This window comes from Pseudomonas sp. GL-RE-26, assembly GCF_019956275.1.
Classification (GTDB): Bacteria; Pseudomonadota; Gammaproteobacteria; order Pseudomonadales; family Pseudomonadaceae; genus Aquipseudomonas; species Aquipseudomonas grandcourensis.
In genome coordinates, this window is the sequence record NZ_JAHBDI010000011.1 from 579,707 (window position 1) to 605,678 (window position 25,972).

The 25,972-nt window shown below is 60.5% G+C and carries 21 protein-coding genes; 5 read left to right on the forward strand and 16 right to left on the reverse strand.

Annotation, left to right across the window (positions count from 1 at the left end; genetic code table 11):
• Nucleotides 1–60: 60 nt before the first annotated feature.
• Nucleotides 61–1,116 (reverse strand): RHS repeat-associated core domain-containing protein, encoded by a 1,056-nt coding sequence (locus KGB07_RS10210; RefSeq protein WP_223465292.1) that lies wholly within the window; start codon nt 1,114–1,116, stop codon nt 61–63.
• A gap of 179 nt (nt 1,117–1,295) precedes the next feature.
• Here KGB07_RS10210 and creB point away from each other — a divergent pair, with 179 nt between their 5' ends.
• The 3 genes from creB (at nt 1,296) to creD (ending at nt 4,859) form a co-directional block, all read left to right on the forward strand.
• Nucleotides 1,296–1,976: a two-component system response regulator CreB gene (creB, locus tag KGB07_RS10215; RefSeq protein ID WP_223465293.1), complete on the forward strand. Its 681-nt coding sequence runs from the start codon at nt 1,296–1,298 to the stop codon at nt 1,974–1,976.
• Nucleotides 1,976–3,394: a two-component system sensor histidine kinase CreC gene (gene creC / locus KGB07_RS10220; protein ID WP_046039394.1), complete on the forward strand. Its 1,419-nt coding sequence runs from the start codon at nt 1,976–1,978 to the stop codon at nt 3,392–3,394. The genes creB and creC overlap by 1 nt, the downstream gene beginning before the upstream one ends.
• A gap of 94 nt (nt 3,395–3,488) precedes the next feature.
• Complete coding sequence (gene creD / locus KGB07_RS10225; RefSeq protein WP_046039396.1) at nt 3,489–4,859, forward strand: cell envelope integrity protein CreD; 1,371 nt, start codon at nt 3,489–3,491, stop codon at nt 4,857–4,859.
• Nucleotides 4,860–5,069: 210 nt separating this feature from the next.
• Here the strand turns inward: creD and KGB07_RS10230 are convergent, their stop codons facing one another.
• The 9 genes from KGB07_RS10230 to KGB07_RS10270 form a co-directional block, all read right to left on the reverse strand.
• Nucleotides 5,070–5,699, reverse strand: coding sequence for a glutathione S-transferase family protein (locus KGB07_RS10230; protein ID WP_223465295.1), 630 nt, complete (start codon nt 5,697–5,699; stop codon nt 5,070–5,072).
• A gap of 175 nt (nt 5,700–5,874) precedes the next feature.
• Complete coding sequence (locus KGB07_RS10235) at nt 5,875–7,167, reverse strand: MFS transporter (protein ID WP_223465297.1); 1,293 nt, start codon at nt 7,165–7,167, stop codon at nt 5,875–5,877.
• 285 nt (nt 7,168–7,452) lie between these two features.
• Nucleotides 7,453–7,632 carry a hypothetical protein gene (locus KGB07_RS10240; protein WP_046039401.1) on the reverse strand — a complete coding sequence of 60 codons (180 nt, stop codon included), beginning with the start codon at nt 7,630–7,632 and terminating at the stop codon, nt 7,453–7,455.
• Nucleotides 7,629–8,759: a PepSY-associated TM helix domain-containing protein gene (locus KGB07_RS10245; RefSeq protein WP_223465299.1), complete on the reverse strand. Its 1,131-nt coding sequence runs from the start codon at nt 8,757–8,759 to the stop codon at nt 7,629–7,631. Before KGB07_RS10245 ends, KGB07_RS10240 begins: the two co-directional genes overlap by 4 nt.
• A gap of 72 nt (nt 8,760–8,831) precedes the next feature.
• On the reverse strand, nt 8,832–11,276 hold the full coding sequence (locus tag KGB07_RS10250; protein ID WP_223465300.1) for a TonB-dependent siderophore receptor: 2,445 nt from the start codon (nt 11,274–11,276) through the stop codon (nt 8,832–8,834).
• Between the two features lie 285 nt (nt 11,277–11,561).
• Nucleotides 11,562–12,536 (reverse strand): FecR domain-containing protein, encoded by a 975-nt coding sequence (locus KGB07_RS10255; RefSeq protein WP_223465301.1) that lies wholly within the window; start codon nt 12,534–12,536, stop codon nt 11,562–11,564.
• Entirely contained in the window at nt 12,533–13,051 is a 519-nt protein-coding gene (locus KGB07_RS10260) for an RNA polymerase sigma factor (protein ID WP_223465302.1), read from the reverse strand. Before KGB07_RS10260 ends, KGB07_RS10255 begins: the two co-directional genes overlap by 4 nt.
• A gap of 154 nt (nt 13,052–13,205) precedes the next feature.
• The gene (locus KGB07_RS10265; RefSeq protein ID WP_223465303.1) at nt 13,206–13,913 is read right to left on the reverse strand and encodes a PolC-type DNA polymerase III; all 708 of its coding nucleotides are present in this window, start codon (nt 13,911–13,913) and stop codon (nt 13,206–13,208) included.
• Nucleotides 13,910–15,850, reverse strand: a complete 1,941-nt coding sequence (locus KGB07_RS10270) for a putative nucleotidyltransferase substrate binding domain-containing protein (RefSeq protein ID WP_223465304.1) — start codon at nt 15,848–15,850, stop codon at nt 13,910–13,912. Before KGB07_RS10270 ends, KGB07_RS10265 begins: the two co-directional genes overlap by 4 nt.
• 253 nt (nt 15,851–16,103) lie before the next feature.
• Between KGB07_RS10270 and KGB07_RS10275 the strand changes: the two genes are divergently transcribed.
• Nucleotides 16,104–16,550, forward strand: coding sequence for a response regulator (locus KGB07_RS10275; RefSeq protein ID WP_223465305.1), 447 nt, complete (start codon nt 16,104–16,106; stop codon nt 16,548–16,550).
• A gap of 82 nt (nt 16,551–16,632) precedes the next feature.
• On the opposite strand, the gene KGB07_RS10280 is transcribed toward KGB07_RS10275, so the two are convergent.
• Complete coding sequence (locus KGB07_RS10280) at nt 16,633–18,810, reverse strand: malate synthase G (protein WP_223465306.1); 2,178 nt, start codon at nt 18,808–18,810, stop codon at nt 16,633–16,635.
• Nucleotides 18,811–19,356: 546 nt separating this feature from the next.
• Between KGB07_RS10280 and KGB07_RS10285 the strand changes: the two genes are divergently transcribed.
• Nucleotides 19,357–19,875: a glycine cleavage system protein R gene (locus KGB07_RS10285; RefSeq protein WP_046039415.1), complete on the forward strand. Its 519-nt coding sequence runs from the start codon at nt 19,357–19,359 to the stop codon at nt 19,873–19,875.
• A 215-nt stretch (nt 19,876–20,090) separates the two neighbouring features.
• Here the strand turns inward: KGB07_RS10285 and rarD are convergent, their stop codons facing one another.
• The 5 genes from rarD to KGB07_RS10310 all read right to left on the reverse strand — a co-directional run bounded on the left by rarD (nt 20,091) and on the right by KGB07_RS10310 (nt 25,892).
• Nucleotides 20,091–20,978 carry an EamA family transporter RarD gene (gene rarD / locus KGB07_RS10290; protein WP_046039417.1) on the reverse strand — a complete coding sequence of 296 codons (888 nt, stop codon included), beginning with the start codon at nt 20,976–20,978 and terminating at the stop codon, nt 20,091–20,093.
• A 205-nt stretch (nt 20,979–21,183) separates the two neighbouring features.
• Nucleotides 21,184–22,158 (reverse strand): serine/threonine protein kinase, encoded by a 975-nt coding sequence (locus tag KGB07_RS10295; protein WP_046039418.1) that lies wholly within the window; start codon nt 22,156–22,158, stop codon nt 21,184–21,186.
• Between the two features lie 196 nt (nt 22,159–22,354).
• Complete coding sequence (locus tag KGB07_RS10300; protein ID WP_046039419.1) at nt 22,355–24,256, reverse strand: PhoX family protein; 1,902 nt, start codon at nt 24,254–24,256, stop codon at nt 22,355–22,357.
• A 67-nt stretch (nt 24,257–24,323) separates the two neighbouring features.
• Complete coding sequence (locus KGB07_RS10305; protein ID WP_046039420.1) at nt 24,324–25,088, reverse strand: TOBE domain-containing protein; 765 nt, start codon at nt 25,086–25,088, stop codon at nt 24,324–24,326.
• Nucleotides 25,089–25,151: 63 nt separating this feature from the next.
• The gene (locus KGB07_RS10310) at nt 25,152–25,892 is read right to left on the reverse strand and encodes a ComF family protein (protein ID WP_223465308.1); all 741 of its coding nucleotides are present in this window, start codon (nt 25,890–25,892) and stop codon (nt 25,152–25,154) included.
• Nucleotides 25,893–25,972 lie beyond the last annotated feature (80 nt).

Below are 25,972 nucleotides of genomic sequence, written 5' to 3' on the forward strand. Positions count from 1 at the left end.
AAGAGTGGGCAATAAAGATCGCCAGACTCTTCTCATCAAAAAATTGTTCGAGTCCGGGAGTTATTGACGAACGTCCCCAAGAAGCGAACGGGCTCCAATTCGGCCTGCTTCCCTTCGAGCGTTCGCGATTTTCATGCGCAACTCTAACTGTTCATCACGATTAATTTCTCCCGGTTTTCCTGTAAGAGAGGTATGACGCTTACGACTATGAAGTCTCGACTCCCCTGTTGATGTGGTTTCGTTGAGGGATATTGAATTATTCTGTGCGCTGTTAATTTGGTTGCCTGTGCGCATATGGGAACTTGAAGTAGTAGTGTTGGGGGGGGTGCGTTTTTCGCTAATGCCAGTTCTCGATCCCGTGCTTGGCCTTCTGCGTAGGATTGATTCAGTTCTTTGCGAATTTTTTTCCTCCTGTTTAGTAAGCCTCATAGCATTTTGTTTTGGAGTCTTAGTCTGGGAAAGTTGGACCATCCCCGGTTGTCCCTGCACGTTTTGCCATCTTCCTGTATCTGCATTTGTTGTGGTCTTAACCGATTTTTTCATCACCCCTATCATCCTTAAGAAACTTTTGATCGGTCTCCAGGTATGTCCGGTCGGATCACTACGACTCGTCGGTTCCCCATCGCAATACGCATATGCATTAATCCCACCTTCCCCAAACGGACTCCAACTATCCGGACTGTTAAACCGCATCAACACCGGATTGAACTGGCGATAACCATTGCCCAAATGATAATGCCCGGTCACCGGGTCCGGCCGTTCGCCGTTGAAGCAGAGCAGGCTGAGCAATCCGTTTTCCGCCGGGCGATGGCCGTAGGGTGTGTAGGCGAGGGGATTAGGTTGAGTCGCGTCCAGAGCGTTGAGCACCGAACGTTGTAGGTCGGTGGCCAGCAGTGTGGTGTTCACCTTGGAATCGAGGTGATTTTGCTGGGCCAGTAACTGGTCGTCGTGCTGAAGGATGCTCCAGCGAGCGGCGCCCTGGATTTCAGTGACCAATCGTTCTTTGCAATTAAAGCGCTGGATGGAGGGTTGCTGAAGTACTGTGCAGCCATTTTGGCGATCCAGTGGATCGTAGTGATAGCGACACAGTACGGTATTACGGGATGTGTTGGACATGGGTTGAACTCCGTTCAAGGTCCGGATCGCATAACCTTGAGCATCGGAGTTTTTGCAGCTATTGCCTACTACCAGAACTGCTAGGTACTACAGACCTGACCGCCAATCAGCTCAGCCGGATTGACGCCGATTCCCCCTTGAGTCACCGTTCGCCCACTCAACCAGCGGGCTCGGACGCCATGCCTCATATCCTGATTGTCGAAGACGAAGCGGCCATTGCCGACACCCTGGTTTTCGCCCTGCAAGGCGAGGGTTTCACCACTACATGGCTGAGCCTCGGCGCGGTGGCGCTGGAGCATCAGCGCCAGACCCCGGCGGATCTGATCATTCTCGATATCGGCCTGCCGGACATCAGCGGCTTCGAAACCTGCAAGCAACTGCGGCGCTTCAGCGAAGTGCCGGTGATGTTCCTCAGCGCCCGGGATGGCGAAATCGATCGCGTCGTGGGCCTGGAAATCGGCGCTGACGATTACGTGGTCAAGCCGTTCAGCCCTCGGGAGGTGGCGGCGCGGGTCCGGGCGATTCTCAAGCGCATAGCGCCCCGCACGGTGAGCGAACCGTCGACGACGCTGTTTCGCATCGATAGCGAACGTGTGCAAATCAGTTATCGCGGTCAACTGCTGACCCTGACTCGCCATGAATTCCGCCTGCTGCAATGCCTGCTGGAGCAGCCCGAGCGCGTCTTCAGTCGAGAGCAGTTGCTCGATGCCTTGGGCGTGGCCGCCGACGCTGGTTACGAGCGCAGCATCGACAGCCACATCAAGAGCGTGCGCGCCAAGTTGCGACGGGTGAAGGCTGACGCCGAGCCGATCCAGACCCACCGCGGCCTCGGCTACAGCTACAACCCGGGACAAAGCTGATGCCGCTGGGAATCCGGATTTTCCTGGTCTACGCCCTGTTCATTGGCCTGACCGGCTACTTTGTGCTCAACACGGTCATGCAAGAGATCCGCCCCGGCGTTCGCCAGTCCACCGAAGAAACCCTGGTCGATACCGCCAACCTGATGGCCGAGATCCTGCGCGACGATTTCAAGGCCGGCAGCCTCAACCAGAACCGTTGGCCGGAACTGCTCAAGGCCTATGGTGAGCGACAGCCGGCGGCGAAAATCTGGGGTTTGCCAAAGAATCAGGTCAACCACCGCATCTACGTCACCGACGCCAAGGGCATCGTCGTGCTGGATTCCAGTGGGGCGGCGGTGGGGCAGGACTACTCCCGCTGGAATGACGTCTACCTGACCCTGCGCGGCGAATACGGCGCTCGCTCCACGCGCATTGATCCGAACGATCCGGGGTCTTCGGTGATGCACGTCGGCGCGCCGATTCGCGACGACGGCCAGATCATCGGCGTGGTTACCGTGGCCAAGCCCAACAGCTCGTTGCAGCCTTATGTGGATCGCACCGAACGCCGGTTGCTGGCGTATGGAGCCGGGTTGATCGGCCTCGGTCTGCTGTTCGGCGCGTTGTTGTCCTGGTGGCTGAGCCGTGCCCTGCGAAGATTGACGGCGTACGCCCAAGGCGTCAGTGAAGGCCGGCGGGTTGAAGTGCCGCATTATCGCGGCGGTGAACTCGATCAGTTGGCCACGGCGGTGGAGCAGATGCGCACGCAGCTTGAAGGCAAGGCCTACGTCGAGCGATACGTGCACACCTTGACCCATGAGCTGAAGAGTCCGCTGGCGGCGATTCGTGGTGCGGCGGAGCTGTTGCAGGGCGAGATGCCTCTGGCGCAGCGGCAACGTTTCGTCGGCAATATCGACAGCGAAAGTGCGCGCATGCAGCAGTTGATCGAGCGGCTTTTGAACCTGGCGCAGGTCGAGCAACGCCAAGGCCTGGAAGAGCGCGTCGATGTGCCGTTGGGCGCATTGGTGACTGAGTTGCTGAATGCTCAGGCGGCGCGAATCGAAGGTCGTCAATTGCAGGTTGAACAAGCCATTGCAGCGGATCTGATGCTGACTGGCGAGGCATTTTTATTGCGCCAGGCGCTGGGCAACCTGTTGGAAAACGCGCTGGATTTCACTCCGGTCCAAGGCCTGCTGCGCCTCAGTGCCAGGCGAATCGGCGAGCAGGTCGAGTTCAAACTGTTCAACCAGGCCGAGGCCATTCCAGACTATGCGTTGCCACGGTTGAGCGAGCGGTTCTACTCGTTGCCGAGACCGGACAGCGGGCGAAAAAGCACCGGGCTCGGGCTCAACTTTGTCGAGGAAGTGGTCAAGCTGCATGGCGGCACCCTGAGCATCGGCAATGTCGACGGTGGTGTGCAAGTGACAGTGCACCTGCCATAGGGCCGGTCCAGTCTCCACAAAGTCTCCACATTCCCTCCATTCATTCCTCACACTGCCAACCCAGACTTTCCCCATCCAAAACAGGGAGAGTCCCATGAACCGTAGCCTGACCCTAAAACTCGGGGCAATTGCCCTGTTGATTCTGTTGTTGCTGGTTCCACTGCTGATGATCAACGGCGTGATCCAGGACCGGCAGCAACTGCGCGACGGTGTGCTCGACGACATCGCCCGCAGTTCCAGCTTCAGCCAGCAAGTGAGCGGTCCGTTGATGGTGGTGCCGTATCGCAAGGTAGTGCGCACCTGGAAGACCCGTGAAAAAACCAACGAGCGTTATCAGGAGATCGGCGAAGAGCGCGGTCGTCTGTATTTCCTGCCGGAACGCTTCGAACTGGACGGCCAGGTGCAGACCGAGTTGCGCTCCCGGGGGATTTACCAGGCGCGGCTGTTTCATGCCGACAATCGCATCAGCGGGCATTTTTCGCTGCCGGCGCGGCTCGGTATCAAGGAAGACTTTGCCGATTACCGGTTCGACCAGCCGTTTCTCGCCGTTGGCATCAGCGACATCCGTGGTATCGAAAATGCCTTGAAACTCGAACTCGACGGCCAGAGTCTGGACTTCATTCCTGGAAGCCAGGTCGGTTGGCTGGGGGAGGGCGTGCACGTGGCGCTACCGACGCTGAATACAGAGAAGGCCACGGAGCTGGACTTCGGTTTTGACCTGCGCCTGCAAGGCACGGGTGTGTTGCAGGTCTTACCGGTGGGTAAAACCAGCACAGTCTCGCTGAGCGCCGACTGGCCTCACCCAAGCTTCATCGGCAACTATTTGCCGGCCCAGCGTAAAGTCACCGATCAGGGATTCTCCGCCAACTGGCAGGCGTCATTCTTCTCCACCAACTTGCAGGAGGCCTTGAACAGTTGCGTCACCGGCGGTGACTGCACAGCCTTTAGCGGCCGCAGCTTCGGGGTGAGCTTCATCGACCCGGTTGACCAGTACCTGAAAAGCGACCGGGCGATCAAATACGCGCTGCTGTTCATCGTCCTGACCTTCGCCGGGTTCTTCCTGTTCGAAGTGCTGAAAAGCCTGGCCGTGCACCCGGTGCAATACGCGCTGGTGGGGGTGGCCCTGGCAATCTTCTATCTGCTGTTGCTGTCGCTGTCCGAGCACATCGGTTTCGGGCTGGCATACCTGTTGTCGGCGGCTGGCTGTGTGTTGTTGATCGGATTTTATGTGTGCCATGTCCTGCGCAGTGTCGTAAACGGATTGAGTTTCTCCGCGGGGCTGGCGGGGTTGTACGGCCTGCTTTATGGCGTGTTGAGCGCCGAGGATTACGCGCTGCTGATGGGCTCGTTGTTGCTGTTCGGTTTGTTAGGCGTGTTCATGGTGCTGACACGCAAGCTGGATTGGTACGGGGTTGGGCAAAAACCGCCGCAACCTTTGGACTTCGATATTGGTGCGGTGCAATGAACCGGTCGGTGGGGTTGCGCGAGGATCAGCGCTGGAGCGAGGTGTTAGTGACGCGGATTTTGCAGTGGTTGCCTGATGAACCGCGTTGGTATTTTCGCGAGCAGGCTCGCTCCCACAAGGGTTCTCCAGTGAATACAAAATTTGTACGCACCGACGATCTGCTGTGGGAGCGGGCCTGTTCGCGAAGCGGACAGTACAGCCAGCGAAGTTCTAAGCCTTCGGCATCGTCACAATCATCGAAGGCCGCTGACTCACCTCGAAATACCACGCCGCCAACTGCGGATTCGCTGTGCGCCAATCCAGATCCGGATGGCGCAGGTCCAGGTAACCCAGTGCACAGGCCACGCTGATCGCGGCCACGTCGAAGTGGCAGGTCAGCTCGGCAATCGCGTCCTTTTCCAGCAAGGCCAGGGCGCGACGGATTTTGGCGCGCTGGCCGTCGAGCCATTCGTCCCAGTGTTTTTCCGGGGCGCGCAGGGCGGTTTCGTAGCGCACCAGCACGGCCGCGTCCATGATTCCGTCGGCCAGTGAGGCGAGGGTCAGGCGGCGCCAACGGGCCGAGCCTTCGCGGGGGATCAGCGGGTTGCCGACGTGCTGGTGGTCGAGGTAGTCGAGGATGACCCGGCTGTCGTGGATGATGTTGCCGTCGGCCAAGCGCAGGGCCGGGATTTTGCTCAGGGGGTTGTCTTCGATCAGGGTCAGGTCCGGGTTGACCGGGGTGAGCACGCTGGCCTGCAACGCCACACGGTTCTGCTGGCCGGTTTCGTGCAGCAGCACCATGACTTTGCGAACGAAGGGAGAGAGCGGGTTGTGGTACAGGGTCATGCTCGGGGCGGACATGGCAGCGTCTCGATCGGTGGCAGTGTCGGGCAGCATAGCGCGTTGGCCTGATAGCTCAAGATGGCAAACACCCTTGTAGGAGCGAGCCTGCTCGCGATGGCGGCCTGACATTCAACATCAATGCTGGCTTACAGACCGCTATCGCGAGCAGGCTCGCTCCTACAGGGCTTGTGTCTTAGCTGGCTGGAACTGCAGTTTGAAGATTTGGGGCGGCCACCTGAGGCTTGATCTCACGGGCAACGGTCCAGACGATGAACGCGGCAACGATGTCGAAAATCGCCAGCACCACGAACAGCGGGCTGTAGCCGATCTTGGTCACCATCACGCCAAACACCAGGGTGAACGCGGCTGCGCCCAGGTAGCCGAACATGCCGCCCATGCCGGTGGCGGTGGCCACTTCGTTTTTGCCGAACGAGTCGGAGGTGATCGCATACAGCGCACCGGACAGGGTCTGGTGCGCGAAGCCGCCAATGCACAACAGTGCGATGGCTGTGTACGGGCTGGCCACCAGGCCGATGCAGGCCGGGCCGATCATGCACGAGGCGCCGAACAGCAGGACCATTTTGCGCGAGGTGAACAACGACACGTTGCAGTACTTGTGGAAGAACGGGCTCAGGTAGCCGCCGAGCACGCAGCCGAGGTCGGCGGCCAGGAACGGCAGCCAGGCGAACATCGCGATCTCTTTGATGTTCATGTGCCGTTCGGTCATCAGGTACAGCGGAATCCACGCGTTGAAGGTCTGCCAGGCCGGCTCGGAGAGCATGCGTGCGCTGGCGATGGCGTAGAAGTTGCGGTTGCCGATGATCTTTTTCCAGCTGCCTTTTTTCGTCGCTGGGTCTTTGAAGTGTGCTTCCTGACCGCTGAGGATGTAGTCGCGTTCTTCGTCGCTCAGGCGCTTCTGGTCCCGTGGGTGCTTGTAGAGAACCATCCACAGGAACGTCCAGGCCACGCCCAGGCCGCCCACGATCAGGAACGCCAGCTCCCAGCCGCTGTGCAGAATCGCCCAGACCACCAGCGGCGGCGCCAGCACGGCACCAATCGACGAACCGATGTTGAACCAGCCGATGGCCACCGAGCGCTCTTTGGCCGGGAACCATTCAGTGGAAGTCTTGACCGCCGCCGGCAACCCCGCCGCTTCGGTCAGGCCAAGCAGGCCGCGAACAAAGGCCAGGCCCTGCCAACCGGTCGCCAGGGCTGCCAGCGCGCAGGCAATCGACCAGGCGAAGGCGAAAATGGCAAAGCCCATTTTGGTGCCGATGGCATCGATGATGTAGCCGGCCACCGGTTGCATCAGCGCATAGCACACCTGCCACGCAACGACGATGTGCGAGTACTGCTCGGTGGAGATGTTCATTTCGCTCATCAGGGTCGGAGCGGCCACTGACAGGGTATTGCGAGCCAGGTAGTTGACCATCAGGCCGGCCGTCACCAGGCCGACCATCCACCAGCGGATGCCTTTGACTTTCATCACTTCACCATGATTTTTTTGGATTTATTTTTGGTGCTGCATTTGTTGTAGGTTGTCGTACAACATGCGTCTTTATAGGAGCGCAAGGGTAAAACTGTCAACAGATATGTCTGAGGATTTGCAGGGGGAGGCGACAGGCGGGGGATGGTGTTGTCGTATGACTGGCGAGTATTTGAGACTTATCGTTGAACCTGTAGGAGTGAGCCTGCTCGCGAAGGCGGTGTGTCAGCCAATTCAATATCGACTGATACGACCCCATCGCGAGCAGGCTCGCTCCCACAGGGATCAGCGGCGTTGCAGGAGGCCGTGCAGGGCCAGCACAGCTGGGATGCCCAGCCCCACCCAGCTCAACGAATCCCAAACACCATCCCCGAGCAACGCGGCAAACAACCCAGCCGCGCTGAGCATCGCGATGACGGTCGGGATGGCAAACACTTTCCAGAAGTTCGACTGCCGGGGCTTCATGCCACGCTCTCCGCTTTTTCCAGCACCGGCCTGGCAACCTTGCGCCGCACCACCCACAGGTAGACTCCGCTGCCGAGCACGATGATGGTCAGCACATCCAGGGTCGCCCAGAGGATCTTCATCGGCATGCCGCCGTAGTCACCGAAGTGCAGTGGCTGCGACATGCCCATGGCGTCCATGTACCACGGTCGTTCGGCCACGGCGGTGACTTGCAGGGTGCTGGCGTCGATCAGTACCGGCGTCAGCAGGTGCGAAGTCAGGTGCGTGCTGCCTTTCATGAACACCGCGTAATGGTGCTCACTTGAAAAACGCGTGCCTGGGAAGGCGATGAAGTCCGGCTGCATGCCCGGCGCGACATCCTTGGCGATATCGAGCAAACGGGTCGCGGGCGCTCGTTGCGTCAGCGGTGGCGCATCGCGGTACGGCGCGACCATCGCGCTCAGGCTGTCGTTGCGCCAGGCGGCGATGATCAGGTCGGCGCAGGCACTGATCACACCTGTCACGCCGACCACCAAGGCCCAGGTCAGCGTCACCACGCCGATCAGGTTATGCAGGTCGAGCCAGCGCAGGCGGGTGGATTTGTCCTGACGCACGGTGGCGAATTTCAAGCGACGCGTGAACGGCAGGTACAGCACCGTGCCGGAAACGATCGCTACTACGAACAGAATCCCCATGAACGCCAGCAACAACTTGCCCGGCAGCCCGGCAAACATGTCCACGTGCAGGCGCAGCATGACCATCATGAAACCGCCGTTGGCCGATGGCGTCTCCAGCGCTTCGCCGGTACGGGCGTCGAGCATGAAGGTGTGGGACGAGTTCGGCTCCGTGCCCGCGGTCGCGGCCATGATGGTCAGCACCGCGTTGGGCTCATCGTCCTCAAAGCCAAAATACTGCATGACTTCACCGGGGCGATGCTTCTCGGCGGCTTCCACCAACTGCTGCAAATTCAGGCGCGGGGTGTCTGCCGGCATTGCCTTCACTTCAGGCGCATCGCCCAGCAAGTGGTCGATCTCGTGGTGAAAGATCAACGGCAGGCCAGTCAGTGCCAGCAGCAACAGGAACACGGTACAAATCAGGCTGGTCCAGGTATGAACAGCGGACCAGCGGCGAATTGTTTTACTTTTCATTTCATAGCCTTCAGAAAAACCAAAGCCGCCCACGAAGGACGGCCTGGTCATTGGGCGTGTCAGCTCAGAGCGTTACCACTTGTAGGTTGCACTTGCGACGACACTGCGCTGGTCGCCGTAGTAGCAGTAGAAGCTGTCGCAAGTCGAGATGTAGTCCTTGTCGAACAGGTTGGTGGCGTTAACGGCCAGCGAAGCGCCTTTGAGGCTGTTGTCCAGGCGACCGAGGTCGTAGTGAACCACTGCGTCGAACACCGTGTAGGCGCCGGCCTTGCCCAGCCAGGTGTTGGCCTGGTCGCCATAGGTATTGCCGGTATAGCGCGCACCAGCACCGATGCCAAACCCATCCAGCACGCCGTTGTGCCAGGTGTAGTCGCCCCACACCGACGCTTGCTGGTTTGGCATCAGTTGCAGGCGATTGCCCTTGTAGATGCCCTCTTGCACTTCGGATTTGGCCAGGGTGTAGGCGGCGGTGACCTTGAGGTTTTCGGTCACGTCGGAAACGGCTTCCAGTTCCAGGCCTTTGACTTTCACTTCGCCGGTCTGGCTGGTGACTGTCACATTGCCCACGTTGTTGGTGACGGAAACGTTTTTCTGGGTCAGGTCATACACAGCCGCCGTCAGCAGGGTGTTGCTGCCCGGTGGCTGGTACTTGATCCCCAGTTCCCACTGCTTGCCTTCGGTCGGCTTGAACGACTCGGTCGGCGAGGCGACGGCATTGCTGGTCGGCTGGAACGATTCGGCGTAGGACAGGTAGGGCACGAAGCCCGAGTCGAACACGTAGCTGATCGCCGCATTGCCGCTGAAGTTCTTGTCGCGTTCAGTGTTGGTGGCATCGCCCTTGTTGAAGAACTTGGTACCGGTGTGGACCCAGTCTTCACGGCCACCGAGGGTCAGGCGCCATTGGTCGAGGGCCATCTGGTCCTGGATGTACAGGCCGGTCTGCTGGGTCTTCTGTTCGTAGTCATAGAAGGCTGTGGAGCGTGCCGGACGGGTGATCGGCAAGCCATAGACCGGGTCGTTGACATTGATGCCCGGCGCAGTGCCGAAGATCGAGAGGTAGTTGGTGGTGTTGCGTTGGTGGTCCAGGCCGATCAGCAGGGTGTGACTGACGTCGCCGGTGACGAAGTCGCCCTGGAAGTTGTTGTCCACGGCGAATTGGGCGATGTCTTCGTCGACATTGGTGGTGCCTCGGCCGGTGTTGCCTTGATCGTCGACGACAAACCCGAACTCGGCAAACTCAGGGTTGTAGCTGTTGACGGTCACGGCCTGGAACGACAGCTCCGACTTGGTGTAGCGCAGGTTCTGCCGGAACTGCCAGACATCGTTCAGGCGATGTTCGAAGGCGTAACCCAGTGCGTAGTAGGTGCGGTCGTAGAAGTCGTAGTTCGGATCACCCAGGTTCTTGTGGTGGGAGATATCGCCGAACGGCATGTCGATCTTGGTACCCTGGATCGGATAGAACTGACTGGTGATACCGGTATCGTCACGGGTGAATTGCGTGAGCAGGGTGAACCTGGTGTCGTCGTCGATGTTCCAGGTCAGGCTTGGTGCAATGTTGTAGCGCTTGTCATCGATGTGGTCGATGGGCGTGCCGCCGTCGCGCAGTACGCCGCTGAGGCTATACAGGAACTGGCCTTCGTCGTCGATTTTGCCGGTGCTGGCGAAGTTGATCTGACGATGATTGTCGCTGCCGTATTGCAGTTGGATCTCGCTGCTGGCTTCAGCGCTTGGGCGGCGGCTGACCATGTCCAGCAGGCCGCCCGGCGGTGTCTGGCCGTACACCGAGGAGGCCGGTCCGCGAAGCAGCGCCAGGCGGTCGAGGTTCCAGGTTTCCTGTTTCGGGTTGGAGTACACGCCTTTTGGCAGTGGCAGGCCGTCGAGGAATTGAGTCGGCTCGAAACCCCGCACGCGCAACCAGTCGGCGCGGGTGTCGCTGCCGAAGCTGCTGGAGGTGATGCCCGGCAAGTAGCGCACGGCATCGTCGAGGGTGTGCGCGTTGCGGTCATCCATCTGCTCACGAGTGACGACCGAAATCGAACGCGGCGCCTCGACCAGCGCGGTGTTGGTCTTGGTGCCGGCGGCGGTGCGCTTGGCCAGGTAGCCCTGTACCGGGCCCCAGGCGCTTTCAGTGTCTTGCACGCCGATCACGCTGGTCGCCGGCAGGTCCATCACACCCTCGGGCACGGCCACCAGGGTGTAGGTGCCTACACTGCTCTGCTCCAGTTGCAGGCCGGTGCCACGCAGAGCTTCGCGCAGGGCGCCGGCTGCGTCGAACTGGCCTTTGACCGGCGCCGAGGTCTTGCCCGCCGCCAGGGACGGATTCAGCGAGAGTGCCAAACCGGCCTGGCTGGCGATCTGGTTCAGGGTGTTGGTCAGTGGCGCAGCCGGCAGGTTGTAGGCGCGGACGCTGGATGCTTGTTCAGCGGCGACCAGTTGGCTGCTGGCCAACGGGGTGCAAAGGGCAATGGCGACCGTCAGCAAACTGCGGCGCAACAGGGAGTCTAGCGAACTAGGCATACAGCGGCTCCTGAATGGAAACATTTCTCAATTGCCTATGTGCCGAACGAAAATCAAAAAGTGATAGGGCTGGATGAAAATAATTTCGATTCAGTAATTCAATTGGCATCGAGGAACTTCAGGCATGCGCATTTAGTGGCGAGGGGGCTTGTCGGATCGCCGCACCGTCCCGTCCGGCTGCGAAGCAGTCGTAAAATCAGCCAAAGCGGTTTAACTGGAAAATGCGGGGCCGCTTCGCGACCCAGCGGGAGCAAGCTTCCTCGCCACAAGGAGCTATGTGCGGGTTCAGGGCTTGGTATCGGCCTTGGCCACGACCTGCACCCACCATTGCGTGTGCTGTTCGATCTGCACCGGCAGGGTTGGCAGCAGGGCGTTGAGTGCCAGGTCGGTGTCGCGCAGCGGGAAGCTGCCAGTGATGCGCAGGTCGGCCACTTCCGGTGCGACCCCGACGTATCCGTTTCGATAGCGGCCGATTTCATGCACCAGATCTTCCAGCCGCGTGTTGTCCACCACCAGCATGCCGCGGGTCCAGGCATCTGCGCCGAGGCTGACGGCCAGAACCGGGCCCAGGCCGTTGTTGCGGATCAGCACCTGTTGGCCTTCGCGCAGAATCTGTTCGTCAGGGTTGGACTCAGGGTGAACCGCCACCGCCGACTGCAATACGCTCAAGCGCGTTCCATCTTCCTCGCGCTTGACCAGAAACCGCGTACCCAGCGCGCGCATGCTGCCTTCGCGGGTTTCGACGATGAACGGCCGGGGATCGCCATGGCCGGTTTCAACCAGAATTTCGCCTTCCTGCAGCACGATGCGCCGCTGCTTTTCATCGAAACGCACATCCAGCGCGCTGTGGGTGTTGAGATTGACCAGCGTGCCGTCAGCCAGGCGCAGGGTGCGCTGCTCGCCAACGGCGGTGCGCTGGTCGGCCAGCCAATAGTCGATCGGCAGGTAACGATCCCCGGCGAACAGGGCCAGGCCGATCACTGCAACGATGCTGGCGACACCGTTACCAAGCTTGCGCACTCGCCGGCGAATACCTTCGCGCGATTGCAGCAAGGCCGTGCGGGCCGGGCCGCTGGCCACGCTGAAACGCTGGTCGAGCATACCCAGCTGGCGCCAGGCGCGGGCGTGCTCTTCGTGGGCCGCGTGCCACTTGGCGAATTCTTCGCGCTCTACCGGGTTGGCGGAGTCCATGGACAACTGCCAGGCAATCGCCGCGTCCAGCACGCTGGCCGATACCGGTTTGGAACTGACCGGGTTCATGTCGGCTCACCATACAGCGCGATATAGCACTGGCGGATGCCTTGGGCCAGGTACTGGCGCACCCGCGGCACCGAAACCCCCAGGCGCTCGGCGATGTCTGCGTGGCCGAGGCCATCGAGACGGTTGTAGAGGAACGCCGCCCGGGCCTTGCTGGAAAGCTTGCCGAGCAAACGTTCGATGTTTTTCAGGTCTTCGAGGATCATTTGCTGTTCTTCCGTCGACGGTTGCTCGGCTTCGGGAATCAGCATCAGCTCGGTGAGGTAAGCCTGTTCCAGCGCGGCGCGACGGAAATAATCGAACAGCAGGCCCTTGGCGATCGCCACCAGAAACGCCCGAGGCTCGCGCGGGACCTTCAGTTCCTCACGGCCCAGCAAACGCACGAAAGTGTCCTGGCTCAGGTCTTCGGCCCGCTGCGGGCAGGCGACGTTGCGTCGAAGCCAGGCCAATAGCCAACCGCGATGGTCGCGATATAACGCACCGACGAGCTCACTTTGAGGGCTTGGAACTGACGACACGCCGCATCACCGATTGGGAAATATTAACTAACGAGAATGGTTCGCGATTGTGGCAGAGGCGAGGGAGGTAAGCAATTGGCGTTGGTCGGGTGGGAGCTTGGCGACGGCCCCTGTAGGCGCGAGCAGGCTCGCTCCTACAGTGATTGCTTATAGGTCAGAAGGACGGCGCCTGCTGCCGGCGCTTCCACTGATTCAAGCGCTGTTGCAGATTCAACGGGCTATGAATCTGTTGCTGTCGCGCACGGCTGAACAGGATCAGCATCAGTTCGGCGGTGGCCAGGGCGTCGGCGCTGGCGTGGTGGCGCTCGAAGACTTCGAGCTTGAACCAGTCGATCCAATCGTCCAGCCCGGCCTCGCGAATGTGCGCCTGGGGGCATAGCAGCGGCGCAATGTCCGCCACATCCAGAAACGGATGCTGCAATTTGAAACCCAGGTGATCTTTCAATGCACGGCCGAGCATGTGCTGGTCAAACGGCGCGTGAAAGGCCAGCACCGGACTGTCCCCGATGTACTCCATCAGGTCGAGCAATGCTTCTGTCGGTTCGCTGCCCGCCGCAATGGCGCTGGGGCCAATGCCATGGATCAGCACGCTGGGGCCGAGTTTCACTTGCGGATATTGCAGGGTGCGTTCGAACTGCTGGCGAAAGTCGATGGCCCCGTCCTCGATCACCACCGCGCCGATGGACAACACGTGGTCCTTGCTCAGGTTCAAGCCGGTGGTTTCCAGGTCGAGCACCACCCAGCGTTGCTCGCGCAGGCTGCACTGCGCCAGGTCGGCAGCCGTCGGTAATTGCTCCAGTCGATGTTGCAAGTGAGCTGGGAGGGTGGGGCTCGGCGGACGCAGCCACGAAAACAGGCTCATAACTGATACCGTAAGGTCAGGCTGCTTTGCAGGCGTTGTGCCTGGCGCAGGGACTCACGCAGGATGCGTCGGTCCAGATGATTGAGGCTGTCGGGATCGACCCGATTTGAGTAAGGAAAATTCTCCCGGGTCTGTAGTTGGTGTTGCTGCATGCGGGTTTGCTGGATGAAGTGATAGGCCTCTTCGTACGCGGCGCCGTCCAGGGGATCGATGACCTCCTTGTCGACCAACTGGCGAAAACGCTCCAGCGTGTTGTTCGCTTCGATACCGTGGACCAGGGCCAGTAACCGGGCTCCGTCGACAAAGGGTGCCAGGCCCTGGATCTTCAGGTCCAGGGTGGCCTTCTCGCCATTTTTGCGCGCCAGCACGAACTCGCGGAAACGTCCTACGGGCGGGCGATTGCGCAGCGCATTCTCGGCCATCATGCGCTGGAACAAACGGTTGTCGCCGACCTGATCGAGAATGCCCCGACGCAACTGCTCGCAGCCTTGCTCGCTGCCCCAGACCACGCGTAAATCGAAATAGATGCTCGAGCCCAGCAGGTTCTCCGGGGTTGCCTCGCGGATAAACGCCGCAAAGCGCCGCGCCCATTCGGCCCGGGACAGGCACAGCTCGGGGTTGCCGGCCATGATATTGCCCTTGCACAAAGTGAAGCCGCACAGCGCCAGGCTCTGGTTGATCTGCTGGGCGATGGGCAACAGCTTGCCGCGAATCTCGGCGGCATGGGCCGCATCCCTGGCTTCGAACAGAATGCCGTTGTCCTGATCGGTGTGCAGGGTCTGCTCGCGACGGCCTTCACTGCCGAAACACAGCCAGCTGAACGGCACGCCGGGGTCGCCTTTTTCGGCGAGGGTCAGTTCGATCACCCGGCACACGGTGTGGTCGTTGAGCAAGGTGATGATGTGGGTGATCTGCGTCGAAGACGCGCCGTGGGCCAGCATGCGCTCGACCAGTTGACCGATTTCGCCCCGCAGCGCCACCAGGTTTTCCACTTTCTGGGCATTGCGGATAGTGCGCGCCAGGTGCACCAGGTCGACCCGTTGCAGGGAAAACAGGTCGCGCTCGGAAACCACGCCGCACAAGCGCTGGTCCTTGACCAGGCAGACGTGGGCGATGTGACGCTCAGTCATGGCAATCGCCGCGTCGAAAGCACTGTGATCCGGCGACAGGAAAAACGGTGCCCGGGTCATGTGTCCTTCGATGGCCTCGTTGAAATCACTGCTGCCGTTGGCCACGGTCTGGCGCAGGTCGCGCAGGGTGAAAATCCCCAGTGGCGCCTTGAGTTCATCGACCACCACGATGCTGCCGACTTGCTGTTCATGCATCAACGTCACGGCTTCGCGCAACGGCGTCTGCGGGCTGCACGTTACCGGGTGGCGCATGGCCAATTCGCCCAGTCGGGTATTGAGCGAATATTGGGTGCCCAGGGTTTCCACGGCTTTTTGCTGCACTTGCTGGTTGACCTGATCCAGCAGGCTGCTGACGCAGCGCAGGGCGAAGTTGCGGAAGGTGTCCGATAGCGAAAACAGGCGGATGAACGCCGGCTTGTTCAGTTGCAGGCAGAAGGTGTCCTCGCCGGCCAGGTGCTCGGTGCGGGTCGCCCGTTCACCCAGCAACGCCGCGAGGGGGAAGCACTCGCCGGTGGTGATTTCGAAGACGGTTTCGGTGCCACCGTTTGCCGTATGTGGACGCTCACCCACGACTCGGCCTTGCTTGACGATATAGAAGTGCTCGACCGGGCCGTCGGCGGGTTTGATGATGCTCTCGCCGGGGGCGTAAAAACGCAGCTGACATTGCTCGACCAGATACGCCAGGTGAGCGTGTTCCATCTGGTTGAAGGGCGGGAAACGCTGAAGGAATTGCAACGTACCCTGGATGTTCTGCAACACCGCGGTTTTCCCTGCCTGTGTGAAGGCGTCCGCTTTACTCATAACCATTACCGCAGTCTTTTTTGAATTGTTGTAGTCGGATGACCCAGACATGGTCGACCCCTGTGGCCGGGGTGCCCATTGGACGTAAGTCTAGGTAGGCAGTTCGCACCCTGAAGTGTCGGAAGAAGCCTACGCAAGTGTGCGAAAAACCTCACGGCTCCCCTATTGGAAAATTATCCGACGGAGTGCACATTGATGGTCTGCTTAGCGATGTCTCACAACTGTGCTAGGGAATTGAACTGAACATGTAGAGAAAGCCATGTCCGACCACGATATTTTGAGCGACGCCGAGCGCGAAGCGCTGAGTGCCGTCATGCTGGAACCTGACCTGCCACCGCAACGGGTGCTGATCGTCGATGACGATAAAGACGCCCGGGACCTGCTGTCAGAGATTCTGGCACTGGACGGTATTCGCTGCCTGACCGCGGCCAGTGGCGAAGCGGCGCTCAAGATGCTGGAGGAAAAACCTTCGATCGGACTGGTGATTACCGACCTGCGCATGGGCCACATCGATGGGCTGGACCTGATCCGACAGGTGCGCGAGTCGGTACGGGCGGCGTTGCCGGTCATCATCGTCTCGGGCGATGCCGACGTGAAAGATGCGATCGCCGCGATGCATTTGAATGTGGTGGATTTTCTGCTCAAGCCGATTGATGCCGGTAATCTGCTGGAATTGGTCAAGCGTGAGCTTGGGGTGAAGCCTTAGTTCAAGCCGATAAACCGAGCCGTAAAGAAAAAAGCCCTGATCTTTCGATCAGGGCTTTTTCATGTCCGGCGCAGACGCTCAGTTACAGGCCATTGGCAGCCTTGAACTCGCGACGACGACGGTGCAGGACCGGCTCGGTGTAGCCGTTCGGCTGCTTCGTGCCTTCGACCACCAGTTCGACCGCCGCCTGGAAGGCGATGTTGCTGTCGAAGTTGGGGGCCAGCGGACGGTACAGCGCGTCGCCGGCGTTCTGACGGTCAACCACCGGCGCCATGCGCTTGAGGCTTTCCATGACCTGGTCTTCGGTGACGATGCCGTGACGCAGCCAGTTGGCGATGTGCTGGCTGGAAATACGCAGCGTTGCACGGTCTTCCATCAGGCCGACGTCGTTGATGTCCGGCACTTTCGAACAGCCGACGCCCTGGTCGATCCAGCGCACGACGTAACCGAGAATGCCCTGGGAGTTGTTGTCCAGTTCGTTCTTGATCTGTTCGGCGGTCCACTGCGGGTTCACCGCCAGCGGGATGGTCAGGATGTCGTCCACCGACGCATGGGCACGCTTGGCCAGTTCGGCCTGACGGGCGAACACGTCAACCTTGTGGTAGTGCAGCGCGTGCAGGGCAGCAGCGGTCGGCGATGGTACCCAGGCGGTGTTGGCGCCAGCCATCGGGTGAGCGATTTTCTGTTCGAGCATCGCCGCCATCAGGTCAGGCATGGCCCACATGCCTTTACCGATCTGCGCGCGACCTTGCAGGCCGGTGCTCAGACCGATATCGACATTGGAGTTCTCGTAGGCGCCGATCCATTTTTCCGCCTTCATGTCCGCCTTGCGCACCATCGGGCCGGCTTCCATGGAAGTGTGGATTTCATCGCCCGTGCGGTCGAGGAAACCGGTGTTGATGAACACCACGCGCTCGCTCGCCGCCTTGATGCAGGCCTTGAGGTTGATCGTGGTACGACGCTCCTCGTCCATGATCCCGACTTTGAGGGTGTTGCGCGGCAGGCCCAGCACGTCTTCGATGCGACCGAACAGCTCGTTGGTGAACGCCGCTTCTTCAGGGCCGTGCATCTTCGGCTTCACGATGTAGACCGAGCCGGTGCGGCTGTTCTTGCGCGAGCTGTTGCCGTTCAGGTTGTGGATCGCCGACAGGCAAGTCACCAGGCCATCGAGAATGCCTTCCGGCACTTCATTGCCATCTTTGTCGAGGATCGCGTCGATGGTCATCAGGTGACCGACGTTACGCACGAACAGCAACGAACGACCGTGCAGGCTCAGTTCACTGCCATCGACAGCGGTGTAGGTACGGTCGGCGTTCATGGTACGGGTAAAGGTCTGACCGCCCTTGGCGACGCTTTCCGACAGATCGCCCTTCATCAGGCCGAGCCAGTTGCGGTAGATCACCACTTTGTCATCGGCATCGACAGCAGCGACGGAGTCTTCGCAGTCCATGATGGTGGTCAACGCGGCTTCCATCAGGATGTCTTTGACGCCGGCCGCGTCGGTCTGGCCGACCGGGGTGTTGGCGTCGACCTGGATTTCGAAATGCAGGCCATTGTTTTTCAGCAGGATCGCGGTCGGTGCAGCGGCATCGCCCTGGAAGCCGATCAGTTGCGCGTCGTTGCGCAGGCCGGTGTTGCTGCCGCCTTTAAGGGCGACCACCAGTTTGCCATCGACGATCTTGTAGCCGGTGGAGTCAACGTGGGAGCCGGCTGCCAATGGCGCCGATTCGTCGAGGAAGGCACGAGCGAAGGCGATAACCTTGTCACCGCGCACCTTGTTGTAGCCTTTGCCTTTTTCCGCGCCGTCGGCTTCGCTGATGGCGTCAGTGCCGTAGAGCGCATCGTACAGCGAGCCCCAGCGGGCGTTCGAGGCATTGAGCGCGAAGCGGGCGTTCATCACCGGCACCACGAGCTGTGGGCCGGCCATGCGGGCGATTTCGTCATCGACGTTTTGCGTCGTTGCCTGGAAATCGGCTGCTTCTGGCAGCAGATAACCGATGTCTTGCAGAAAGGCTTTATAGGCCACGGCGTCGTGCGCCTGACCGGCACGCTGTTGGTGCCAGCCGTCGATACGAGCCTGGAAATCATCGCGTTTGGCGAGTAGGGCTTTGTTCTTCGGCGCCAGGTCATGGATGACCTTGTCGGCACCGGCCCAGAACTTATCGGCGGTGAGGCCGGTACCGGGAATGGCTTCGTTGTTCACGAAGTCGAACAGGACTTTGGCGACCTGCAGGCCACCGACTTGAACGTGTTCAGTCATTGCTTGCCTCACTCTGCTCAGCTATTTCGCTTTTCAGCTCTTCAATTTAACAATGAAGCCATTGGCCATTTAAACCACAAACCCCTCTACCAGTACATGCCCATGACAGGCGGCTGGGTTGGGACCGATCAACGGCTTGGGGCCTTGCTGACAGGGCTTTCAGGGTTGCGAACGTGCCTGCGGCAGACATCGATCCAACGTCATGTAGTGCACGCTGCGGCATACTACATGATGAATTGCGGTTGTGAAAATTAGACTAATTACGTCGTTCTGCGACCCCATGACGCATTGCGGTCACGTCGGGGAGCGTGATGTTCTCAAAAAACTATTAGATTGTTCCAGTTAAATATCAAAAGTTGTACACGATTTGTTGGGTCAGTCAGATCGGCGGTGCCTTCATTCGCGAGCAGGCTCGCTCCCACTAAGGCCCGCGCAACCCTTGTGGGCGCGAGCCTGCTCGCGAAGGCGCCTGACCTGTCGGCGCAGGTCCAACCCTTGCCTATACTTGGTTCTCTATAACAAAAGTCATGACAAGAGGGCTGTGCCATGGACCACCTCGTACTCACTGTTTTTGCTCCGGACAAGCCCGGGCAAGTCGAGCGCATTGCCCAATGCATTGCCGAGCACGGCGGCAACTGGCTGGAAAGCCGCATGTCGCGCATGGCGGGACAATTCGCCGGGATTCTTCGGGTTGGGGTGCCGGCCGAGGCCTACGACGAACTGGTCGATGCCTTGCAGGGCTTGTCCGCCCATGGCATTCGCGTGTTGATCGCTGAAAGCGGTATCGAACAATCCTGCACCTGGAAACCGATCGCCATGGAACTGGTGGGCAATGATCGCCCGGGGATCGTGCGTGACATCACGCGCTTGCTGAGCGAGCAGGGGGTGAGTCTGGAGCGGCTGGTCACCGAAGTGCGTCCGGCACCGATGAGCAGCGAGCCGTTGTTCCATGCCGAAGCGATTCTTGCGGTCCCGCTGACGCTGTCGCTGGACGTACTGCAATCGCGGCTGGAAACCCTGGCTGACGACCTGATGGTCGAGTTGGTGCTGCGCAGTGAACCCTGATCAGGTTATCCAAGTTAAACGTGCACCCGCCTGTGGATAACCTGTAGAGACACCCCGCCAGGCCACGCCGACCGGGGTTCTTCATGTTTTGATCAAAAAACAAGCAGTTTCAGATACTTGCACACAAACGGCGGGGATCACGCTGTGGATAACCTTGGGAAGGAATGATGCAGGCCACGGGAGACGTGGCCTGTAGGTGTTTGTATGTTTTTTGATCAGCTGCGGCGGCGCAAACTTATCCACGCATCGATGCTGTAAACCGCCAGGCCGGCCCAGATAAACATGAACGCTACCAAGGTGCTGGACGACAGGTGCTCGCCAAACAGCAGGACCGCTTGCAGCAGAACCAGGGTCGGCGCCAGGTACTGGAGAAACCCCAGTGTCGTGTAGGGCAAATGCCGTGCGGCAGCGTTGAAGCAGACCAGCGGCACCAGCGTGATCGGGCCGGCGGCGACCAGCCACCAGGCTTGGGAGGTGGTCCAGAATTCGGCCTGGGCGCTGCTGGCCGTCGGATTGAGCAGCAACCAACCGAGGGCAATCGGTACCAGCATCCAGGTTTCCACCACCAGCCCCGGCAGTGCCTTGACCGGTGCCTGCTTGCGAATCAGGCCATAGAAACCGAAGGTCAGTGCCAACACCAGCGACACCCATGGCAGGCTGCCGACTTGCCAGACCTGTTGCGCCACACCGACAGCCGCCAGCCCGACGGCAATCCATTGCATGCGCCGCAGCCGTTCGCCAAGGATCAGCATGCCCAGCAACACGTTCACCAAGGGGTTGATGTAGTAACCGAGGCTGGCCTCCAGCATGCGTCCGTTGTTCACCGACCAGACGTAGGTCAGCCAGTTGGCTGCTATCAGCGCACCGCTCAGGGCCAGGATCGCCAGCCGTCGTGGATTCTCCCGCAGCTCGCGCCACCAGCCGGGATGCTTCCAGACCATCAGCAACAAGGCGCCGAACAGCGCTGACCACAGCACCCGGTGGATGATGATTTCCACGGCGGGCACACTGGCGATGGCTTTGAAGTAGAGGGGGAAAAGTCCCCAGATGATGTAGGCACTCAGGCCCAGAATGTACCCGCGACGCGGGTTGGCGGCTTGCATGCAGAATCCTTGCTTAGGCAGCTAACAAAGAGGGGATTGTAAGGAGATTTGTCTGCGAATGTCCTGACTGAATAGGTTGGGTATTTGTGAACACAAACAACTGTGGGCGCGAGCTTGCTCGCGATGGCGGTATGTCAGTCAAAGTTGTGCTGAATGTATCGCCGTCATCGCGAGCAAGCTCGCTCCCACAGGGGGGCAGGGTGGGTCAGAACAACTTCAGTGGCTCTTCGTTAAGAGCCGCCAGTTGCTCGCGCAACGCCAACACCTGATCCCCCCAATAACGCTCGGTGCCAAACCACGGGAAACTGCGGGGGAATGCCGGGTCTTCCCAGCGGCGGGCGAGCCAGGCGCTGTAGTGCATCAGGCGCAAGGCGCGCAGCGGTTCGATCAAGGCCAGTTCACGCGGGTCGAAGTCGTGGAATTCGTTGTAGCCGTCCATCAGTTCCGACAACTGGCTCAGGCAATCCTGACGATCGCCGGCGAGCATCATCCAGATGTCCTGTACCGCCGGGCCCATGCGGCAGTCGTCGAGGTCGACGATATGGAACATTTCGTCACGGCACATCATGTTGCCCGGGTGGCAGTCCCCGTGCATGCGGATGTTCTGGTGCGGTGTGTTGCTGTAGGCATCTTCCACGCGCTTGAGCAGATCGCGGGCCACCGATTCGTAGGCCGGCAGCAGGCTGCGGGGGATGAAGTTGCCGTCGAGCAGTGTGGCCAGCGAGTCATGGCCGAAGTTTTTTACCGCCAGCGCTTCACGGTGCTCGAACGGCCGGGTCGAGCCGACCGCATGCAGGCGCCCGAGCAACTGGCCCAGGCGATACAGCTGGTCGAGATTGCCCGGCTCCGGTGCGCGGCCGCCACGGCGGGGGAACAGGGTGAAGCGGAATCCGTTGTGTTCGTGCAGGGTTTCACCGTTGTGGATCAACGGCGCCACAACCGGCACCTCGCAGTCGGCGAGTTCGGCGGTGAACTGGTGCTCTTCCAGAATCGCTTCGTTGGTCCAGCGTTGCGGCCGGTAGAACTTGGCGATCAGCGGCTCGGCGTCTTCGATACCGACCTGATAGACGCGGTTCTCGTAGCTGTTGAGCGCCAGGATGCGCGCGTCGCTGAGAAAGCCGATGCTTTCAACGGCGTCGAGCACGAGGTCTGGTGTGAGGGTTTCAAACGGGTGGGCCATGCTGACTCCTGCGCGCAGCAGGCTGCTGCGTCCGGCCAGGCATGGTAGCGCAGACGGCGCGGTTTTAGGGGGCGGGCTTGAGATGTGCGTTGTTTGCGCTGACGCTATCGCGAGCAAGCTCGCTCCCACAGGTCATGCGCCAGACTTGAAATCGCGCCAATCCTGTGGGAGCGAGCTTGCTCGCGATGAGGGCCTGTCAGGCGCCGACGATCCCGCCATCTTCCCGCGAAATCGCCATCACCGAAGACCGCGGCTTGCCGTTGGGCAGGTGCTCGGGGAAGGTCGAGCCGCCGTTTTCACCCGGATGCTGAATCCCGACAAACAGGGTCTTCTGATCCGGCGAGAAGCTGATCCCCGTCACTTCACAACCTACCGGGCCAACCATGAAGCGGCGAATCTCGCCGGTTACCGGGTCGGCACAGAGCATCTGGTTGTTGCCCATGCCGGCAAAGTCTCCGGCGTTGCTCGAATCACCGTCGGTGAGAATCCACAAGCGTCCGGCCTTGTCGAAGCCCAAACCGTCCGGGCTGTTGAACATGTTCTGCGGCGTGATGTTCGACGATCCGCCTTTTGGTGTACCGGCGTGAACCCCCGGATTACCGGCGACGACGAACAGGTCCCAGGCAAAAGTTTTCGAGCCGTGATCGTCACGCTCAGTGCGCCAGCGCAGGATCTGCCCGTAGACGTTCTTCTCCCGCGGGTTCGGCCCGCCCACCGGTTGCCCGTCTTCGCCGCGTTTGGCGTTGTTGGTCAGCGTGCAGTAGACCTGGCCATCCTTGGGGCTGACCACGATCCATTCCGGGCGGTCCATTCGCGTGGCCTTCACCACGCTGGCAGCCAGGCGGGCGTGGATCAGCACTTCGGCCTGATCGGCAAAGCCGCTGCTGGCGTCGATACCATTTTTACCATGGGTCAGTTCGATCCATTCACCCTGGCCTTTCGGGTGATCGACGTTGCCGTCACCGGCATCGAAACGCGCCACGTACAGGGTGCCGTGGTCGAGAATGTCGCGGTTGGCCTTGGGGTTCTTGTGGTCGATCTTGTCGCGGCTGACGAATTTGTAGATGAACTCACCGCGTTCGTCGTCGCCCATGTACACCACGGCATGGCCATCGCCGGTTTCGGCCAGGGCGGCGTTTTCGTGTTTGAAGCGCCCCAGGGCCGTGCGTTTGACCGGCGTCGATTTCGGATCGAACGGATCGATCTCCACCACCCAGCCATGACGGTTGAGTTCGTTGGGGTTCTTCGCCATGTCGAAGCGCTCGTCGTGGGGGTGCCAGTTGATTTCTTTGCTGGTGGCCACCACGCCGTAGCGTTTCTGCGCCGGGTCGAATTTCTGCTCGGCGTTGCTGCTGCCGAAGCAGTCGGTGAAGTTCTCTTCACAGGTCAGATAGGTGCCCCACGGCGTCTTGCCGTTGGCGCAGTTCTGGAACGTACCGAGGACGTTCTTGCCGTGCGGATCGGCGCTGGTTTTGAGCAGGGCATGTCCGGCGGCCGGGCCGCTCAGGGTGATGGGTGCGTTGCCGTGAATGCGGCGGTTGTAGCGCGAGCCCTGGACGAATTGCCATTGGCCGTTCTTGCGCTGCACTTCAATCACCGACACACCTTCGCAGGCCAGCGCCTTGCGCACTTCTTCCGCCGATTGCGGCATGCCGCCGTGGGCGTAGAGGTAGCGGTAGTTGGTGTATTCGTTGTTGATCGCCATCAGCGCCCGATCTTTTTCGCCCGGAAACTCGAACAGGCTCATGCCGTCGTTGTTGTCGCCGAACTGGACTTCCTGATGTTCGGCGCTGCCGTTGCCGCTCGGGTCGAACGCCGGACCGTCCTTGTGCAGTGGCTGGCCCCAGCTGATCAGCACCGAGGACTTGTAGCCCGCTGGCAGGGTGATGGAATCGCTGGTGGCGGCGGCAATGCTGTCGAAGCCCAACAACTGGCTGTTGCCGGCGCTGACACTGGCGGCCATCACGCTGCGGCTCAGCAGGTTGCCACCGAGGAACATCGCAGCGCCGCATAGGGCACCCGCGCTGATGAAGCCGCGACGGCTGAGGCCGACCATGTTTTCGAGGTCGGTGGACTGGTTTTCTTCTAATAGGCTCATTTCAGGCTCCCTGCGGATTTTGCAGACACCTTAAAGATGAGTAATGAACCTTTTGTTGCAGTTCTGCTTACAGTGGCGTGCCCAGCAGAACCCTGGACGGCGAGAACTCGACGCGCACCGGCTTTCCGCAGGTCAACCCCGATGCTTGCAGATGACTCGGTTCGGCCAAGGCGCATAGGGTCAGGCCATTGGGCAGGGTGATGCGCACTTCGCTGGGGCCATCGTCGGCGTCGAGAATTTTTTCGATGCTGCCCCTGAGGCAATTGTTTCCAGGCGTTTCGGCGGAATCGCTTTCCAGCACGTCGAGCCAGCCGGCCTTGATCAATGCCACAACTTCGGTGCCGATTTGCAGCTCCAGGCGCTCGGTGCTGTCGTGGGTGATTTGCGCGTCGACGATCACGCCATCGGCGACTTTGAGGCGAATCAGGTCGTTGCGCCCCTGAGGTTCAATCGCTACTACCTTGCCGTGCAACTGGTTGCGCGCGCTGGTGCGCAGCATCAGGCGCCCGAGCAGATCCAGATCGCTCGCGTCTTCGGCAGCTTCCAGCACCTGGGCCTGCAAGGCTTGCAGCTTCTGGTACAGCCGCAGCACCCGCTCCCCCTCGTTGGACAGGCGCGCACCGCCACCGCCCTTGCCGCCGACAATCCGCTCCACCAGCGGCTTCTGCGCCAGGTTGTTCAGCTCATCGATCGCATCCCAGGCGGCCTTGTAGCTCAGGCCTGCGCTTTTGGCCGCGCGGGTGATCGAGCCTTGTTCGGCGATGTGCTGCAACAGGGCGATGCGCTGCGGACGGCGGACAATGTGCTGGGACAGCAAGGTTGGCAAAGACATGGCAAGTCGCTTTGGGTGGTGACGATGATGAGGACGTTGGTCGCTTGGGCCGTGCGAGTCAAGTCAGGGTGTCTCGCCGGGTTTGGGCGTGCGGGCCAGGCAATAGACGTCGACTCTCGCCGCCCCGGCGTCCATTAGCAGGCGAGCCAGGGCCTGGGTCGTGGCACCGGTGGTCAGTACGTCGTCGACCAGGGCCAGGTGCCGGCCTTTGACGACTGCGCCGGGTGCCAGGGAGAAAGCGTTGCGCAGGTTCTTTCGTCGGGCTTCGGCGTTCAAGGCCTGTTGGGCGTCGGTGTCCTGGGTGCGCAGCAGCAACCGTTCGTCGCAAGGGATATCGAGACTCGCACTCAACCAGTGAGCCAGCATCGCCGCCTGATTGAAGCCGCGCTGGCGCAGGCGCCGGGTGGCCAGCGGCACCGGGATCAGCGCATCGGGGCGCTGCAGATCGCCTTCGAAGCGATGTTGCAGGTATTGAGCAAGAAGTTCGGCGAGCAGGCGACCGAATGGCCACTTGGCGTTGTGTTTGAAGCGGGTGATCAGGCTGTCTACCGGAAAGCTGTAGGTCCAGGGCGCAATCACTTGCTCGAAGGCCGGTGGCTGCTTCAGGCAATGGCCGCAGGTGAGGCCCGCGGCCGGGAGCGGCAGGGCGCAGGTCAGGCAGTGATCGCCGAGCCAGGGCAACTCGATTTCGCAGGCCGTGCAGACGGGAGGGATGCCGTCGGCCGCTTCATCGCACAAAAGGCATGATTGTTTGTTTTTTAACCAGATGTAAACCGGTCCTTCGTATCGTGGTTGACAGCGCATCGCTCTTCCTTAAATATGCCGAAACATCTGTGAAGCGACTGTGACATTCCATTATCCAGCCGCCTGCCAAAGCATAATTC

Coding starts and splice junctions, on each gene's coding strand:
- KGB07_RS10210 (WP_223465292.1), bottom strand. CDS start 1,116: ATGTCCAACACATCCCGTAATACCGTACTGTGTCGCTATCACTACGAT.
- creB (WP_223465293.1), top strand. CDS start 1,296: ATGCCTCATATCCTGATTGTCGAAGACGAAGCGGCCATTGCCGACACC.
- creC (WP_046039394.1), top strand. CDS start 1,976: ATGCCGCTGGGAATCCGGATTTTCCTGGTCTACGCCCTGTTCATTGGC.
- creD (WP_046039396.1), top strand. CDS start 3,489: ATGAACCGTAGCCTGACCCTAAAACTCGGGGCAATTGCCCTGTTGATT.
- KGB07_RS10230 (WP_223465295.1), bottom strand. CDS start 5,699: ATGTCCGCCCCGAGCATGACCCTGTACCACAACCCGCTCTCTCCCTTC.
- KGB07_RS10235 (WP_223465297.1), bottom strand. CDS start 7,167: ATGAAAGTCAAAGGCATCCGCTGGTGGATGGTCGGCCTGGTGACGGCC.
- KGB07_RS10240 (WP_046039401.1), bottom strand. CDS start 7,632: ATGAAGCCCCGGCAGTCGAACTTCTGGAAAGTGTTTGCCATCCCGACC.
- KGB07_RS10245 (WP_223465299.1), bottom strand. CDS start 8,759: ATGAAAAGTAAAACAATTCGCCGCTGGTCCGCTGTTCATACCTGGACC.
- KGB07_RS10250 (WP_223465300.1), bottom strand. CDS start 11,276: ATGCCTAGTTCGCTAGACTCCCTGTTGCGCCGCAGTTTGCTGACGGTC.
- KGB07_RS10255 (WP_223465301.1), bottom strand. CDS start 12,536: ATGAACCCGGTCAGTTCCAAACCGGTATCGGCCAGCGTGCTGGACGCG.
- KGB07_RS10265 (WP_223465303.1), bottom strand. CDS start 13,913: ATGAGCCTGTTTTCGTGGCTGCGTCCGCCGAGCCCCACCCTCCCAGCT.
- KGB07_RS10270 (WP_223465304.1), bottom strand. CDS start 15,850: ATGGTTATGAGTAAAGCGGACGCCTTCACACAGGCAGGGAAAACCGCG.
- KGB07_RS10275 (WP_223465305.1), top strand. CDS start 16,104: ATGTCCGACCACGATATTTTGAGCGACGCCGAGCGCGAAGCGCTGAGT.
- KGB07_RS10280 (WP_223465306.1), bottom strand. CDS start 18,810: ATGACTGAACACGTTCAAGTCGGTGGCCTGCAGGTCGCCAAAGTCCTG.
- KGB07_RS10285 (WP_046039415.1), top strand. CDS start 19,357: ATGGACCACCTCGTACTCACTGTTTTTGCTCCGGACAAGCCCGGGCAA.
- rarD (WP_046039417.1), bottom strand. CDS start 20,978: ATGCAAGCCGCCAACCCGCGTCGCGGGTACATTCTGGGCCTGAGTGCC.
- KGB07_RS10295 (WP_046039418.1), bottom strand. CDS start 22,158: ATGGCCCACCCGTTTGAAACCCTCACACCAGACCTCGTGCTCGACGCC.
- KGB07_RS10300 (WP_046039419.1), bottom strand. CDS start 24,256: ATGAGCCTATTAGAAGAAAACCAGTCCACCGACCTCGAAAACATGGTC.
- KGB07_RS10305 (WP_046039420.1), bottom strand. CDS start 25,088: ATGTCTTTGCCAACCTTGCTGTCCCAGCACATTGTCCGCCGTCCGCAG.
- KGB07_RS10310 (WP_223465308.1), bottom strand. CDS start 25,892: ATGCGCTGTCAACCACGATACGAAGGACCGGTTTACATCTGGTTAAAA.